This is a genomic window from Paraburkholderia dilworthii (genome assembly GCF_000472525.1).
Classification (GTDB): Bacteria; Pseudomonadota; Gammaproteobacteria; order Burkholderiales; family Burkholderiaceae; genus Paraburkholderia; species Paraburkholderia dilworthii.
In genome coordinates this window covers 365,321-381,462 of the sequence record NZ_AWZT01000002.1, presented here as the reverse complement: position 1 = coordinate 381,462, position 16,142 = coordinate 365,321, and the positions used below count along the sequence as shown (strand labels likewise).

The window sequence follows — 16,142 nt, the reverse complement described above, 5'->3', positions numbered from 1 at the left end:
GCTGTGAACCCGCACCATCGTTGTGCTTCTTCGCGTCCAGGCGCGTCGCCCATAGACGCCGCACGCTCCACGTTTTCCATGCAGAGGGCCGCAGACTCAGTGATCGTCCCGCATGGCATAGCCTTTGCATTAGCGGTTAAGCAAAGGATCAAAGGCGATCCTCTCCTGATTGCAATTCATAGCAGCACCCTCACAAGCAGCTTTGGACAACGGCGTCCCCGGAACCCATGTCATCCGACCGGTTCCGCGGGACGCTTTTTTTGTTTCTGGAACGACGATGGCAGACAAAGCAACCCGCATCGATATCTTCAGCCTGCGCACGCCCGCCATGCGCGCTTTCCATCTGACGTGGATGGCATTCTTCGTCTGCTTCTTCGCGTGGTTCGCATGCGCGCCGCTGATGCCGCTCATCAAGCGCGAATTCGGCCTTTCCGCCGATCAGGTCGCCAACATCAACATCGCCGCCGTGGCCGTCACGATTCTCGTGCGTCTCGTGATCGGGCCGATGTGCGATCGCTACGGGCCGCGCAAGGTCTATTCGGGGCTGCTGCTGGCAGGCGCATTTCCCGTGCTCGGAGCCGCGCTATCCACGGGCTACGAGAGCTTCCTGCTGTGCCGTCTCATGATCGGCGCCGTCGGGGCAAGCTTCGTGATCACGCAATACCACACGTCGATGATGTTCGCGCCGAACGTGGTCGGCACCGCCAACGCGACGACCGCGGGTTGGGGCAACACCGGCGCCGGCGCGGCGCAGGCGCTCGTACCGTTGCTGCTGGCCGCGATCATCGTGCTCGGCGTCGGCGAGTCGTCGGCATGGCGCGCGGCGCTCGTGGTGCCCGGACTTGCGATGCCTGTGATGGCCGCGTTCTACTGGCGCTTCACGCAGGATTGCCCGCAAGGAAACTTCGCGGAACTACGCGCGCGCGGCATTACGATCGACGGCGGCAAGAAGGGCGGCTGGGCGAGTTTCCGTGCGGCCTGCGCGAACTACCGTGTGTGGATGCTGTTCACGACCTACGCGGCGTGCTTCGGCGTCGAGGTCTTCATCCATAACATCGCGGCGATCTATTACGTCGATCATTTCCATCTGTCGCTGAAGGAGGCGGGCATGGCCGCAGGCAGCTTTGGGCTGCTCGCGCTCTTTGCTCGCGCGTTGGGCGGCTGGGTGTCGGACAAGGCCGCCGCGCGTCGCGGCCTCGATGTACGCGCGACGCTGCTGTGCGCGTTGATCGTCGGGGAAGGCGTCGGTCTGATGTGCTTTGCGCACGCCGACAGCATTGCACTGGCTCTCGTCGCGATGCTGGTCTTCGGCCTCTTCACACACATGGCGTGCGGGGCGACGTATGCGCTCGTGCCGTTCATCGACCGCAAGGCGCTCGGCGGCGTGGCGGGCATTATCGGCGCCGGGGGCAATGTGGGCGCGGTGGCTGCGGGCTTCCTGATGAAAGGCGTCGGCAGCATTCAGCAGACGCTCGCGATGCTCGGCGTGCTCGTCACGCTGTCCGCGCTGTGTGCGTTGGCCGTGCGCTTTAGCGGCGAGCACAAGGCGCGCGAAGCGGCGTTGAGGGAGCGTGCGCTCGCCGCCGCGAGTACTCAAAGCGTGGCCAATTAACAGGCGCGCCGTTGCTGCCGGCGCGTCGGGTTCGGTGGCGACGCGCTGCACGCGGAAGGTGCTGCGCCGCACCATCATCGCGCTTGAATGCATCGGAATGCGTCAGCTTCAGTCGAGCGGATCAGCGCTGCAATACGCGCCAGCGCTTACGCAGCAGGCTTTCGGCGCGGTTCTCCGCTAGTGGCATGGCCTTTGCATTAACGAGTCTGCGGATCAATGACGATCCGGCCTGCATGCAGCAAAAGATTTCTCTGTAGATCCGGTTCTGGACAACGGCGTCCCACGAATACAGTCGCATTGGCGATTGCATCCGCGGGACGCTTTTTTATTTGCCGTACAGCTCAGGTCGCGAATCGCTTCGCGAAAGAATCAAACCGCTTGAGCATCTACCCACCCGACGTGAGGAACCCAGCATGAGCAACGATCAGACTTCAGCCTCCTGGATGCCCGTATGCGCGCTCGATGACATCGTTCCAAATACGGGCGTGTGTGCGCTCGTCAACGGCGAGCAGGTCGCGGTATTTCACGTCGCGGATGGTGACGGCGGCGTGTTCGCGATCCACAACTTCGATCCGGGCTCGCGTGCGGCGGTGCTCTCTCGCGGACTGATCGGCAGCCTCGGCGAGCGCATCGTGGTGGCTTCGCCGATCTACAAGCATCACTTCGATCTGCGCACAGGCGAGTGCCTGGAAGCCCCCGAGAATTCCGTGAATGCGTATCCGGTACGCGTCGAAAGCGGCAAGGTATGGGTCGCGGCATGAGACACGAAATCGACGCGCAGTCGCCGGGAGGCGCATCGTTCGCAGCGCCTTCGCGCCCGCGCCTCGTCGTGATCGGCAACGGCATGGCCGGCATGCGCACCGTTGAAGAACTGCTGAAGCTCGCGCCGGAACTCTACGACATCACCGTGTTCGGTGCGGAACCATACGGCAACTACAACCGTATCCTGCTCTCGCCGGTGCTGGCGGGCGAGAAGACCGTCGACGACATCATCCTCAATACGCGTGACTGGTATGAGGAGAACGGCATTCGTCTGTATGCGGGCGATCCGGTGATCGCAATCGACCGCAGGCGGCGCATCGTGCGCTCGCAAAGCGGCGTCGAGGTCGGTTATGACCGGCTGCTGATCGCAACGGGTTCAAAACCTTTTCTGATTCCGGTGCCGGGCCACGACCTGCCGGGCGTGATCGCGTTTCGCGATATTCAGGATGTCGAAACGATGCTCGACGCGGCGCGTAGTCATCGCCATGCGGTGGTGATCGGCGGAGGTTTGCTCGGGCTCGAGGCGGCGAACGGGCTCATGCGCCAGGGCATGTCGGTGACAGTCGTGCACGTGATGGACAGCCTGATGGAGCGCCAGCTGGACAGAAGCGCGTCCGCGCTGCTGCAACAGGCGCTGGAGCGCAAGGGCTTGCGCTTTCTGCTGAAGGCGAATACCGCGGAAATCGTCGGGCAGGATCGCGCCACGGCCGTGCGTTTTGACGACGGCATGGAAATTCCCGCCGATCTCGTCGTAATGACGGCCGGCGTGCGCCCGAACATCGACCTCGCGAAACAGGCGGGGCTGCATTGCGAGCGTGCGATCGTGGTCGACGACACGTTGCAGACCTACGATCCGCGCGTCTATGCGGTCGGCGAATGCGTGCAGCACCGCACGGCGACCTTTGGACTTGTCGCACCGATCTGGGACCAGGCGCGTGTGTGCGGCGCGCATCTCGCCGGCGCGGGTCATCGCCGATACGTGCAGCGCGCGACGGCGACGAAGCTGAAGGTCACCGGCGTCGAACTGTATTCGGCCGGCGACTTCATCGGCGGCCCGGACAGCGAAGATCTCGTGCTGCGCGATCCGCGGCGCGGCGTCTATAAGCGCCTTGTGATCGAGGATAACCGCGTGGTCGGCGCGGTGCTCTATGGCGACGTCAAGGAGGGCGCATGGTATTTCGAACTGATCCAGAACCGCACCGACATTTCTCCGCTGCGCAGCCAGTTGCTGTTCGGCAGAGCCCTCTGCGAGACGCAGGCTGCCTGACCTGGAAGACACCGTGAGTTTCCCCATCGCTATTTCGCGCGCGGCTGCTGGCAGCCGCGACGCTGTCAAGACCACCTGTCCATACTGTGGCGTCGGTTGCGGCGTGCGCGCGAGCGCGCGCCCTGACGGCGGACATGACATCGCCGGTGACGAACTGCATCCCGCGAACTTTGGCCGCTTGTGCGTGAAAGGCTCGGCGCTCGGCGAAACGATCGGACTCGACGGACGGCTGCTTCATCCGAAGATGCGCGAGCCTGCAAGCGGCGCCCTGCGCGACGTGTCGTGGGACGACGCACTCGATGCCGTAGCCGGCGGCTTTCGCCGGATCGTCGAGCAGCATGGCCCGGATGCCGTCGCATTCTACGTATCGGGGCAGTTGCTGACCGAAGACTACTACGTCGCGAACAAGCTGATGAAGGGCTATGTCGGCAGCGCAAACATCGATACGAATTCGCGGCTGTGCATGTCGTCTTCCGTTGCCGGACATAAGCGCGCTTTCGGCGAGGACGTGGTGCCGGTGTGCTACGAAGATCTCGAACTGGCGGATCTCGTCGTGCTGGTCGGCTCGAACACCGCGTGGTGTCACCCGATCCTGTTCCAGCGGATCATCAAGATCAAGGAAGCGCGGCCCGAGATGAAGGTGGTCGTGATCGACCCGCGCTACACCGCGACCTGCGAGATGGCCGACCTGCATCTGCCGCTGAGCGCAGGCACCGACGTGCGGCTTTTCAACGGCTTGCTCAGTTTTCTCGCGGAACACGGTGCGATAGATGCGGAGTTTGTCGATGCCCATACGAGCGGCTTTGCCGACGCGTTAGCCGCCGCTTCAGCCAGCGATTCAGGTGGCATTTCGAGTGGCGCAGCATCCGGCTTCGACCTTGCGCAATGCGCAAAGGCATGCAAGGTCGATCCGCATGATCTGCTCGAGTTCTACCGCCTCTTCGCGCGCACCGAGCGCGTGGTCACCGTGTATTCGCAAGGAGTGAATCAGTCGAGCGCCGGCACCGACAAGGTCAACAGCATCATCAATTGCCATCTGCTGACGGGGCGTATCGGCAAGCCGGGGATGGGACCGTTCTCGTTCACCGGACAGCCGAATGCGATGGGCGGGCGCGAGGTCGGCGGTCTCGCGAACACGCTCGCTGCGCATCTCGAACTCGACGACGCGAAGCATCGCGAACTCGTTCAGCAGTTCTGGGGCGCACCTGTGATCGCGTCGCGGCCAGGGCTTAAAGCGGTTGAGCTTTTCGAAGCCATCGAACAAGGCCGCATCAAGGCGGTCTGGATCATGGGCACCAACCCCGTGGTGAGCCTGCCCGACAGCGACCAGGCAAAACGTGCGCTCGCGCGCTGCGAGCTCGTGGTCTGCTCCGATATTGTCGAGCGCACGGACACCAATGCTTTTGCTCATATTCTGCTGCCCGCGCTCGGCTGGGGAGAAAAGGACGGCACCGTCACCAATTCGGAGCGCAGGATCTCGCGCCAGCGTGCGTTTCTGCCCGCGCCGGGAGAAGCACGCGCGGACTGGAAGATCATCTGCGATGTGGCGCGCTGCATGGGCTACGCAGGCTTCGAGTTCGCGAGCCAGCAGGAAATTTTCGATGAACATGCGCGGCTGAGTGCATGGCGTAACGACAGTCGCGCGAGCGTGGAAGAACCGGGCGCTCAGGAAAACGCCGTGCGTCGCGCGTTCAATCTTGGCGGGCTCGTGGGCTTGGGTCGCGAAGGCTATGCCGCCTTGCAGCCTGTCCAGTGGCCTGTTCGCGCGGATAACGACGCGGCAGCGCCGGGCACCGCGCGCCTTTTCGACGATCGCCGGTTCAGCCACGCGGACGGCAAGGCGCGCTTCATCGCGACGCCCCCGCGCGCGCCGGCCAACGCGCCCGACGACGAGTATCCGCTGACGCTAAACACCGGCCGCGTGCGCGACCAGTGGCACACGATGACCCGCACGGGTAAGTCGGAGAAACTCGCGGGTCATGTCACCGAGGCATTCGTCGACATGCATCCACAGGATGCGCTGTTGTGCGGCGTGCGCGAAGGGGACCTTGCACGCGTATCGAGCCGTTGGGGTGCGATGGTTGCGCGTGTGCAATATGGCGGAGGCATGCCGCGCGGCAGTGTGTTCGTGCCGATTCACTGGAACGATCAGGTGGCGTCGGACGCGCGCGTGGGTGCCGTGGTGAATCCATCGGTCGATCCGCTGTCCGGCGAGCCCGAGTTCAAACACACGCCGGTGACGGTCGAGAAATTTCACGTCGCGTGGCATGGCTTCTCGCTAAGCCGGCGCGTTCCGGCGCTCGACGGTGTCACTTACTGGACGCGTATTCACGGCGCGCAGTTCGTGCGCTACGAACTCGCGGGCCGCAACCCGCTCTCGGAGCATGGCGATCGCGGCGCCTGGGCGCGCGCGCTGTTCGGCGTCGACGATGCGCATGCCGACTGGCTCGAATACGAGGACCGCACCGCAGGTATTTATCGCGCGGTTCATCTCGTCGACGATCGCATCGAGAATTGTGTTTTCCTGTCGGCGCGTCCTGAGTTGCCGGCGCGCGAATGGCTCGCGAGCCTGTTTGCGAAGGACAAGCTGGAGGAAGCGGACCGCATCGGCGTGCTTTCCGGCCAGTCGATAGGCAAGGGCGCCGATACGGGGCCGACGATTTGCTCATGCTTCGGCGTGGGGCGCAACACAATTTGCACGGCGATCCGCGAGCAGGGCTTGAAGACTGCCGCGCAGATCACCGCATGCCTGAAGGCCGGTGGCAACTGCGGGTCGTGTGTGCCGGAGTTGAAGAAGCTGCTTGTCGATACGGAATTGGCGCGCCTGAGTGCGGCTTGAGTTGGCACTTGAATTGTCGTTACGCGTCGCGCGGCACTGGCCGCCATGCGTCATGGTGAGCCTGCCGCGAGTGCAAATGCCTGATGAGGAATCTCTGCTGCGATGATCAAAAGACTTCAAACGATGCTTCGTACAATCGACCTGAACGTTGCATTCAAGGGCGACGACAAGACCGGCCCCGCCACGTCCCCCGCTTCGAGCGGCGACGTGGGCACACAGCAGCGGCATGCGGCGAACCCGCGCCCGGCGCGTTTGCGCGGCCCCTCGCGCCCCGAGCGTTCGCGGCGCCGCAGGATCGCGCGAGCGGCAACCGGTGCCGCTGCTTCCTTCAGGTGATCACGCCCAACTGCCACGGCACGAATTCGCTTTGTCCATAGCCGTTCACTTCGCTCTTCGACGGCACACCGGACGCGCATTCGAGCATGCGCGTGAAAATGACTTCTCCGAGTTGTTCAATCGACGCGGACCCATCGATTACGCCGCCGCAATTGATGTCGATGTCATCTTCCTGCCGTTCCCACAGCGCGGTATTCGTCGCGAGCTTTAGCGAAGGCGAGGGCGCGCAGCCATAGGCCGAACCGCGACCCGTCGTGAAGCAGATCAGGTTCGCGCCCGCCGCGACCTGGCCCGTCGCGGACACCGGATCGTAACCGGGCGAATCCATGAAAACGAATCCCTTAGCGTCGATGCGCTCGGCGTACTGATACACGTCGACGAGATTCGTCGTGCCGCCCTTGGCAACGGCGCCAAGCGACTTCTCGAGTATCGTCGTCAAGCCGCCGACCTTGTTTCCCGCAGAGGGATTGTTGTCGAGCGCCGCGCCGTTTCTCGCGCAATATTCTTCCCACCAGGCAATGCGCGCCAGCAGCTTTTCGCCGACCGCGCGACTGACGGCGCGACGCGTGAGCAGATGTTCCGCGCCATACACTTCGGGCGTCTCGGAGAGAATCGCCGTGCCGCCGTGACGCACCAGGCGATCCACCGCTGCACCCAGCGCGGGATTGGCTGAGATGCCGGAATATCCGTCGGATCCGCCGCATTGCAGACCGACGATCAGATGCGACGCGGGCAAGGGCTCGCGCGCCACACGGTTGGCATCGGCGAGCATTTCCTTCACCAGCGCGATGCCGCGCTCGATCGTCTTCTTCGATCCGCCGGAATCCTGAATCGTAAAGCTGCGCAACTGCTCCGTGTCCTTCAATCCGGCGGATTCGAGCACGCCGGCTATCTGGTTGGTCTCGCAGCCGAGTCCGACGAACAGCACCGAGTGGAAGTTCGGATGAACCGCATATCCGGCAAGCGTGCGCCGCAAAACCGCAAGACCTTCGCCGAGCGTATCGATGCCGCAGCCGAGTCCGTGCGTCAACGCGATCACACCGTCGACATTTGGATAGTCGGCGAGCGCGTGCGGATTCACGTCGCGCCGGAAGTGATCGGCAATGGCGCGCGCGACGGTGGCCGAGCAGTTCACGCTCGTCAATACGCCGATGAAGTTGCGCGTTGCAACTCGTTCATCGTCGCGGCGGATACCCATGAAAGTCGCGGGTTGGGCGGCGTATTCAGTCGGATGCACCGCGACGCCGAACTCGTGAGCGCGCGCAAACTCTGCCATGCCGAGGTTGTGAACGTGGACGTGCTGGCCACGCTGGATCGGCTCGGTCGCTATTCCGATGATCTGGTTGTAGCGTTTGACGGGCTCACCGGCAGCGATAGCGCGTGTCGCGATCTTGTGGCCGGGCGGAATGAGTCCGGCGACCACGAGGTCCTCCGACGCGATGCGCGCGCCCGACATCAGCTGTCGCGTTGCGATCACCACATCGTCGTTTGCGTGCAGACGAATGACAGCGGGATTGAATTGCATTGATTGACTCGACATGGTGTTCATACCGGTGAATGAGCGCGGCTGCGCGCGGCGTCGCTCGCATCGCCGCCGACTGGCAACGGCTCGATCTTTTTCACAATCACCAGATAGCTGAACGCGCCGAGTATGCAGAAGCCTCCCGCCACGCACAGCGGAATCGTGAACGAGCCGTGCGTCAGCGAAACCATCAGGCCGGTGAAAGTGGTAATGACAATGCCGGCGCAATTGGACGCAAAGTTCTGGATGCCGCCGATAGAGGCGACGTGATCGGGCGACGGAGCGACGTCAGCAGGCAGCGACCAGATGCTCGCGGCTGCGAATGCGAGGCTGCCATAGGCAATGCCAAAAAAGGCGAGCATCAGGTAGATGTTCGTCGTGAATGCGCATAGCGTGATGACCGACGAAAGCAGCATGCCGCCGACCATGCAGGTTTTGCGGGACTTGGTAAGACTCCAGCCGCGGCGATACAGCGCGTCGGAAACGAAGCCGCCGAGCCAGCCGCTCGGAATCGCCATCAACGCCGGAATCATGCCGAGTGTGCCGAGCGACTTCAGCGAAAAACCGCGCGTCTGAACGAGATAGCTGGGAAACCAGGTAATGAAGAAATAGATGACGAAGTTCAGGCAGAAGAAGCCGAGCATCATGCCCCACAGCGTACGGTGCCTGAAGAGAGAAAGCCACGGAACCTTTCGCGCGGGGACGGCGCCTTGCGGGGCAGCCGCATCGGACTCGCCGGTCAGGTCGCCGCGCGAGGGATTCCGGTAGATCAGAAACCATCCGAGAACCCAGACAAAGCCGACCACGCCCGTGATGACGAACGACGCTTCCCAGCCGAGCCCACTGATGATGAGCGCCACCACGGGGATGGACAGTGCCGAGCCGACGCGCGATCCGCTGTCGAAGATGCTCGTGGCGAGCGCGCGTTGTGCGGGCTTGAACCATTGGCTCACGAGCTTCGCGCACGAAGGATAGGCGCCGGCTTCGCCGATGCCTAGCAGCAGACGGCAACCGAACATGGCGCCCACGCTCGTCGCCGCCGCTGTCAGCGCCGTGAAAAGCGACCACCAGCCAACCGCGAGCGGCAATGCGATGCGCGCACCGACGCGATCGACGAACCAGCCGAACGGCATTTGCATCAATGCGTAAGTCCAGAAGAAGCCGCTCAGGATAAGACCCATTTGAGCGGGACCAATGTCCAGAGCTTTCTCGATGGCCGGCGCCGCGACGGCCATATTCGCGCGGTCGACGTAGTTGATCGCGATCGCAAGAAAGCACAGCAATATCACCATCCAACGCATGTTGCGCATTTTCGTCTCCTTTCACTTTTGGTGACGGCCACTCGATTCGAGCTGGGCCGCCTGTTTTAATAAGGCAGCAAGGAACCGGCCAGGGCTGGCTATGTACCTGCTAGCGCAGCCTTGAGGCGCTTCTGCTCGACGCGCACTCCCAGTTCGCGAGCGAGTTCGACGACAGGTTTGAGGCGGCGCTGTTTCTTTGCCTCGTGATTGCTGGCAATATCGGCAAGGCGGTGCGCGAGGAACGGATTGTTGAAGCGGTCTCGCACATCGTCGAGATACCTGCTGGCAATATCGTACTGGCCTAGCGCCCCGAAGACGGGAAGCACTTCGTCATTCCACGTCGATTCTAGCGTTGCGCGCCACGCTTCGTTTCCCATGCCGTCGAGGACGGTGGCGGCCGGCTCGCCTCGCGAGTCGAGCCAGCATTGCGCGAGCATGGTGTGACCGAGGTTCAGCAGGAAGAGCTTCAGTCGTTCGTAGTGGGCCAGGTCGTCCGTAACGACGATGCTTTCGTGACTGCAAGGCAAAACCATGCCGACCTGACGCTCGATGGCCCATAACGCGTAAGGCTCGGCCACCGCGCCGACCGGCTCGATGGCTTCGGAGACGATCCGGTCGACCAGCGAATTCACCCAGATGCAATCGTTCGCCAGGTAGCTCAGAAAGCCCGGCTCCATCTGCCAGCCTCGCGCGACCGAAAGCACCAGATCGCGCAACACGTCGCCGTTGCACGACACCAGTTCGCACGGCAGCAGCGTGATTGTCCGGCCTCCCGCGCGATAGCGTTCATGTAACAGAACCACCAGTTTCGACGCGAAGCCGCGCGGCGCTACGCGGCCGTCAAGCATGGAAGCGGTATCTTCGGCAAAGAGCGCATAGCCGTTGTCCGCGGTATTCGAAACGATCACGTGTACTTCTTCGCGGATGCGTTCGAGCAATGCTGACCAGTCGTCGTCAGCGTGCAGCGCTTGCGCAACGCTATCGCACTCGATGGTCACGTCAACGGTTTCCTTCCGGTGCAAGCCGCGAATGCGAACAGGATAGCGCGCGTTACTACGGATTGCGTCGATACGTGCGCGACTTTGTGCGCTCGTCGTGGTCTGCACCATCGCGATCTTACCGAGTGCGTCATCCGGATTGCGACGCGCGGCTTCGCAAACGAACAGGTCGACATGCGCCTGCAAGAATCGGCTCGTGCCGAACTGAAGAATCGGACAAGGCGTGTTTGTCATGCTCGGTTCCCGTGCTTCAGCATTCAACGATAGCTTTCACGACGCCTGCCGACGGTTCGAGCAGCTTCGAAAAATCGGTAGCAAGCGACGACAACTGCAAGCGGTGCGTGTTCAACGCGGCGTCGGGGATTTTGCCCGCACGCATTGCATCGAGAACCGTATCGAAATCTTCGAGCGTTGCGTTGCGGCTTCCAAGCAGCGTTGCTTCGCGCTTATGGAACTCCGGATCCGAAAACGATATGGCGTCCTTCACGACGGAGATCAGCACATACTTTCCGCCGTGCGCGATGAATTCGAAGCCGCGGCGCATGGCCTCCGCGTTGCCGGTTGCATCGAAGACGACGTCGAAGAACTCGCCGCCTGTGAGCTCGCTAAGCGCTTCTACGTCTGCGTTGCCGACCGTGACGCACGCGGCCACGCCGATCTTCCCGGAACAGAAGCTCAAGCGATCGGCCCTCGAATCGAGCGCGGTGACTGTTGCGCCGCGAAGCCCCGCGAAGATCATCGCAGCCATGCCGATCGGGCCCGCGCCGACGACCAGCACGCGCTGTCCAGCGCTGACGTCTGCGCGTCGGACAGCGTGCGCGCCAATCGCAAGGAATTCGACCATTGCAGCCTGATCGAGCGTAACGCCGTCCGCTTTGCGAACGAATTGAGCGGGCACGCTCAGATATTCGGTCATTGCGCCGTCACGATGAACCCCGAGTACCTTGATGTTCACGCAGCAGTTAGTCTTGCCGTTGCGGCAAGCGATGCATTTGCCGCACGACAGATAAGGCATGACGTAGACGGCATCGCCCGCAGCCACGCCGGAATCCGCATCGGCTGCCTCGACCGTGGCCGATAGTTCGTGGCCCATCACGCGTGGGTATTCGAGGTACGGCTGATTCCCCGTGAAGATATGCATGTCGGTTCCGCAAACGCCGACGCGCCTGACCCTGAGCAATACTTCGCCCGCCCCGCGTTCGGGAATCGAGCGCGTTTCCGATTGAAGCGTGCCGGGCTTTTCGCAGACAACTGTGAGCATGACTGAATGACCTGTATAGGGTTTTATCTCGAGCTAACGTGGACACAACATCGTACGCATCGGCGCTGTTCCGACCGCGCACGGAGCAGCGCAGCGGCCGCCCGCTGTCACTGAAAGCGAGACCGTGCGTGAGAATCCGCCGGTCTGTTTGCGAGACCGGAAACTGGTGCAGGAGCGGTAGCTTTGTTGAGCGTAGAATAGGGCGCCTCGCCGAAATTGGTCAAGCCACTTTGGGCATTCGAGGGTAAGTACGGAGCTCTGGAAGCCTGTTGGTGAAGTTTATCTACGGGTATTCCCTGAATTTTGCTTGTATTTGGTCAAAGTGGTAAGGCCGGTTGCGAGCGCATTTGAAAGCGTCGGAGGCTCGCTGGATCGGCTCGCTCAATCCCGGCAGCTAGCTGGTGCTCAACAGCGGCTACAAGACTCAATGGCGTCCACAGCTATTAGCGCAAATTCAGGAACCGCGAATATTCGCGCCGGGAGAATTATCTCGAGAGCTCGTTGAGCAAATTCAAGCAAGCTGGGTCGAATTCGAAAAAGAATTGACACGGAATTGGAATTTCGACGTCTTCTAATTCGGAGAATTTGTTTGTTTTGAACCAATCGGTTCGTTAATAAAATAGCGTAGGACGCTAGCCCTTCAGGTTATCGTCGTCATGCGGCTCGGCGCCCTGCGATAGCGGCGATCACGCGCTGTACGGCATATCATATGTTTAAACGCACCCTATCGGCGCAGCGTTGTCAATCGATTATTCGTTCGCTGCGACCTATACCTTTCAGTTTAGAATAATCACCCCGGCGCATTGCCGCCGGATCGACATTACCCGCCGAAAAGATTGTCCGAATTACCGCATACCAAAAAGATACGGTAATTCGTTCTTCCGTCTACATTAATACAAAATTGTGAGAGACAACCATGCTGAGTCCCAAGGAGTTCGCCACGCTGATGTTGGTCAAGGCCGCGCCCGATCAGATCGATATGTGCCGGCAAGAACTCGACACGCTATTTGAACGCCAACTCGTTGCGCTCGAACAACTCGCTTGCGGGCATCAGCGCCTGCACGTCACTGGCGCGGGTCATTCAATGCTCAACGCGGTGGCACGCAAACGCTGAACGCGGTGGGCGGCAATTGCACGATCGGAACACTGACTCAAGGGCGGCAATGAACCAAGAACTGGTAAGCATCGTGATGGGTTTCGCGGTCCTCGTGATCGCAGTCATCTTCGCAGTGGGCCACTATCGGCGAGAACATCGCCGTACGAAAATCCTGCGGCAACTGGACCCGGCACCCAGCTGGTACTGGCAGCGGCATCAGCAACGTCACTGAGCAATTGCGCCGGCGCTGGCTCGGCCGGCCGATGTGAGGGGTTAACGCTATTTGCCCCACGCGTTCGCGAGCTAATAATTAACGGTTTGGACCGTTCCATAGCTCGACATGCGCGACCGAATCGACGACGAGATCACCTTCCGCAAACTGGAAGTGCTGCTCGCATTCATGCAGACCGGCAGTCTCGCCAAGGCGGCTGAGGCGCTGAACGTGAGTACGGTCAGCGTGCATCGCGCGCTGCATTCGCTCGAACAAGGCGTGCGCTGCGCGCTCTTTCGCCATGAAGGCCGGAATCTGAAATCGACCGATGCGGCGCAAATGCTCGCCGACGTCGCGCAGGAAGTCATCACGCTGATGTCCGACGGCATCCGCGCGACGCGTGAGGCCGCGGGCTATTCGTCGGATCGCCTGAAGATCGGCTCGCTTTATTCGCTGACCATCAGGACCGTGCCGGGCATCGTCGTGGACCTCAAGGTGCGGCGGCCGACGCTTCAGGTCGAACTCGTGCTCGGCCCGAATGCCGAGCTGATCGAGAAGCTCAAGCAGGGCGCTATCGATGCGGCGCTGATGGCGTTGCCCGATGCGGAGCCCGAGGTCGAATCGATTCCGCTTTTCGAAGACGACATTTTCTTCGCGGCGCCCGCGAATTCGCCCTATGCAAATCTCGAAGCCGTCGATCTGCGCGACTGCCGCGACGAAACCTTCGTCTCGCTCGGCGAAGGGTTTGCTACTTATCACGGCTTTCAGGAAGCATTTCGCGTCGCGGAGTTCACGCCCAACGTGACGATGCGAGTGGGCGATATCTACTCGCTGATGAACCTGGTAAGCGGAGGCGTCGGCTATACGCTGTTGCCTGGCCGCGTGCGAGGCGTGTTCGGTGAGAAGGTGCAGTTCATCGCGCTCAAACCGCAATACATGATGCGCCAGACGATTGGCGTCAGTTTTCTGCGGGCACGCGAGCGCGATCCGAACCTGCTGGCGCTCATGGCCGTGTGCCGTCTTCGGACGAGAAACGCCGGTTGACGTATCGGGGCCGCGGCATCGTCGAGCAGTGAGTACGGTGCAATGCAGAGCGACGGCCACGTAAAGCGATGAACAAAGCAACGCGACCGCCTCGGTCAGACGCGCGAGGCATGAGAGTTAGCGACGCTCGCGCGCGGCCGGGTGCCGCTTCCGCGCGCGAGCGTCGCGAGATGATGTATGGCGGCATAGGACGCGCACGACACGTCACCCGTTGGTGACTCCCGGCTGCGATCAAGCTCAGCCGCCAACCAGTGCGCGCGTCGCGAAGAAAAGCAGCGAAGGTCCGAGCAGGCAGCCCACACCCGTGTGAAACGTGGCGATCAGCGCACCATAAGGAACGAGCCGCCGATCGGTCGCCGCCAGGCCCGCGCTCACGCCGCTGACGGTGCCGGCGAGCCCGCCGAAGATCATCGCGGAGCGGGGCGTCCTGAGCCCCATGAAGCCGGCCGCGAGCGGCGTGCCGATCATGACGATGATCGCCTTGATTAGACCGGTCGCAATGCTGAGTGCAATCACGTCCGAGCTCGCACCGATCGCCGCGCCCGTCACCGGTCCAACGATGTAGGTGACCGCGCCCGCGCCGATGGTCGTCATGCTGACCGCGTCGGTATAGCCGAACGCATGAGCGACGCTCGCGCCCACGATAAACGGCAGCACCGTGCCAAGGAGCAGCGAGACGACGCCGATGAGCCCGGCCTTGCGTGCTTCGGTGGCCTGAACTTCGAAGGCGGTCGCGACGATTGCAAAGTCCCGCAGCATCGCGCCGCCCATCAGGCCGACGCCCGCGAAGAGCGGCAGGTCTGCAAGACCTTTCTGACCAGCAGTGAAAACGCCGCCGAAATACGCGAGCACGAGGCCGATCACGATAGCGATTGCCGAGCCGTGCACGCGCCCGAACGTGAGCTTGCGCGAGACCACCGACGACACCCACATGATGAGTCCCACCAGCGCAAACGCCGTGACAAGGCCGTTGTGTATCAGTACTTTATCGAGCATCTGGATCATGGCTGGCTCCTGCGTCAGGCTTCTTCGGGTTGCGGACTGCTGATGAACGATGTGCTGTCGCGGCCGGTGCGTGACAGCACTGCGATGCAGCCGGCACACAAGGCCACGGCGCCCAATGCCGAAAGCAATGCGACGGGCCCGCCTTTGAGCGCTGCAACGACGTTCTGATTGGCTGCCATCGCGACGACGACGGGGATATACATCGCGCCCCAGAAGCCCACACCTGCTTCGGTTTCCTTCGGCAGCAGACCTTTGCCGTGCAGATAGAGCCGGAGGAAGATCAGTAGCAGCATTGCGATGCCGACTCCGCCAACATTGGTCTTCACACCAATTGCGACCCCCAGCAGGTCCCCGAGAAAAAGCCCGGCGAGGTGGCAGAAAGCAAGCAGCGCGGTTCCGTAAATAATCATTCGTGTCTCCTGTCGACCAGAGTTGTGCAAAGCACCTACTCGGGTCCCATGCAAGGCGGTTACTGATTGGGTTTTATCGGCCTCTCGCGAGACTGTGTTGTACGCAAAAGCGGCTCACATCAATGCAGATTCATTGCGACCACTGCCCTGGTTTTCCTCGGACTGACGACAACATGGCGCGAGTCTAGGGAGCGTGAGTTATCGGTTCAATCACCTTCGCCAGGCGTTCGTTATCGTAAAGCTAACAATTCGGAGTATCGGAGCGCGAAACCCATGCGCGGCGGGGCGCGCGGGGCTACCTTGCTGCTTAGGGGTTTTCCCTCGCGCAGCGCACAACGCGCATGTCGCGCAAATCGAAAACGATGAGTGTGCTTGACGCGTCCAGCCGACACTCTGTTTTCGTCGATGACCGACCGACATGAAGCGACTAACCAGAGCGCCGCCGGCGTTGCTATTCGATATGCGTCGAAGGCGTCGA

Annotated in this window: 14 protein-coding genes; 8 read left to right on the top strand and 6 right to left on the bottom strand. The window is 61.9% G+C overall.

What is annotated here, in order from left to right; translation table 11 throughout:
* Positions 1–277: 277 nt before the first annotated feature.
* The 5 genes from F759_RS0105485 to F759_RS0105460 all read left to right on the top strand — a co-directional run bounded on the left by F759_RS0105485 (position 278) and on the right by F759_RS0105460 (position 6,816).
* Positions 278–1,612 (top strand): MFS transporter, encoded by a 1,335-nt coding sequence (locus tag F759_RS0105485; RefSeq protein ID WP_027798968.1) that lies wholly within the window; start codon positions 278–280, stop codon positions 1,610–1,612.
* A gap of 413 nt (positions 1,613–2,025) precedes the next feature.
* Positions 2,026–2,373, top strand: a complete 348-nt coding sequence (gene nirD, locus F759_RS0105475) for a nitrite reductase small subunit NirD (protein WP_027798967.1) — start codon at positions 2,026–2,028, stop codon at positions 2,371–2,373.
* Positions 2,370–3,641 (top strand): NAD(P)/FAD-dependent oxidoreductase, encoded by a 1,272-nt coding sequence (locus F759_RS37260; protein ID WP_084534208.1) that lies wholly within the window; start codon positions 2,370–2,372, stop codon positions 3,639–3,641. Before nirD ends, F759_RS37260 begins: the two co-directional genes overlap by 4 nt.
* 13 nt (positions 3,642–3,654) lie before the next feature.
* Positions 3,655–6,480, top strand: coding sequence for a nitrate reductase (locus F759_RS0105465; RefSeq protein WP_027798966.1), 2,826 nt, complete (start codon positions 3,655–3,657; stop codon positions 6,478–6,480).
* 123 nt (positions 6,481–6,603) lie between these two features.
* Positions 6,604–6,816, top strand: a complete 213-nt coding sequence (locus F759_RS0105460; RefSeq protein WP_244438785.1) for a hypothetical protein — start codon at positions 6,604–6,606, stop codon at positions 6,814–6,816.
* Here the strand turns inward: F759_RS0105460 and F759_RS0105455 are convergent.
* The 4 genes from F759_RS0105455 to F759_RS0105440 all read right to left on the bottom strand — a co-directional run bounded on the left by F759_RS0105455 (position 6,809) and on the right by F759_RS0105440 (position 11,898).
* On the bottom strand, positions 6,809–8,341 hold the full coding sequence (locus F759_RS0105455) for a UxaA family hydrolase (protein ID WP_407668516.1): 1,533 nt from the start codon (positions 8,339–8,341) through the stop codon (positions 6,809–6,811). The genes F759_RS0105460 and F759_RS0105455 overlap by 8 nt on opposite strands.
* A gap of 20 nt (positions 8,342–8,361) precedes the next feature.
* Entirely contained in the window at positions 8,362–9,648 is a 1,287-nt protein-coding gene (locus tag F759_RS0105450) for an MFS transporter (RefSeq protein WP_027798963.1), read from the bottom strand.
* Between the two features lie 89 nt (positions 9,649–9,737).
* Positions 9,738–10,871, bottom strand: a complete 1,134-nt coding sequence (locus F759_RS0105445; RefSeq protein ID WP_027798962.1) for a mannitol dehydrogenase family protein — start codon at positions 10,869–10,871, stop codon at positions 9,738–9,740.
* A 16-nt stretch (positions 10,872–10,887) separates the two neighbouring features.
* Positions 10,888–11,898, bottom strand: a complete 1,011-nt coding sequence (locus F759_RS0105440; RefSeq protein WP_027798961.1) for a zinc-binding alcohol dehydrogenase family protein — start codon at positions 11,896–11,898, stop codon at positions 10,888–10,890.
* Positions 11,899–12,814: 916 nt separating this feature from the next.
* Here F759_RS0105440 and F759_RS0105435 point away from each other — a divergent pair.
* The 3 genes from F759_RS0105435 (at position 12,815) to F759_RS0105425 (ending at position 14,249) form a co-directional block, all read left to right on the top strand.
* Positions 12,815–13,012, top strand: a complete 198-nt coding sequence (locus F759_RS0105435) for a hypothetical protein (RefSeq protein WP_027798960.1) — start codon at positions 12,815–12,817, stop codon at positions 13,010–13,012.
* 49 nt (positions 13,013–13,061) lie between these two features.
* Complete coding sequence (locus tag F759_RS43215) at positions 13,062–13,226, top strand: hypothetical protein (protein WP_167334007.1); 165 nt, start codon at positions 13,062–13,064, stop codon at positions 13,224–13,226.
* A 108-nt stretch (positions 13,227–13,334) separates the two neighbouring features.
* A complete protein-coding gene (locus tag F759_RS0105425; protein ID WP_027798959.1) occupies positions 13,335–14,249 on the top strand; it encodes a LysR family transcriptional regulator in 915 nt (304 codons plus the stop codon).
* A gap of 237 nt (positions 14,250–14,486) precedes the next feature.
* On the opposite strand, the gene madM is transcribed toward F759_RS0105425, so the two are convergent.
* Complete coding sequence (madM, locus tag F759_RS0105420) at positions 14,487–15,254, bottom strand: malonate transporter subunit MadM (protein WP_027798958.1); 768 nt, start codon at positions 15,252–15,254, stop codon at positions 14,487–14,489.
* A gap of 14 nt (positions 15,255–15,268) precedes the next feature.
* The gene (gene madL / locus F759_RS0105415; protein WP_027798957.1) at positions 15,269–15,664 is read right to left on the bottom strand and encodes a malonate transporter subunit MadL; all 396 of its coding nucleotides are present in this window, start codon (positions 15,662–15,664) and stop codon (positions 15,269–15,271) included.
* Positions 15,665–16,142 lie beyond the last annotated feature (478 nt).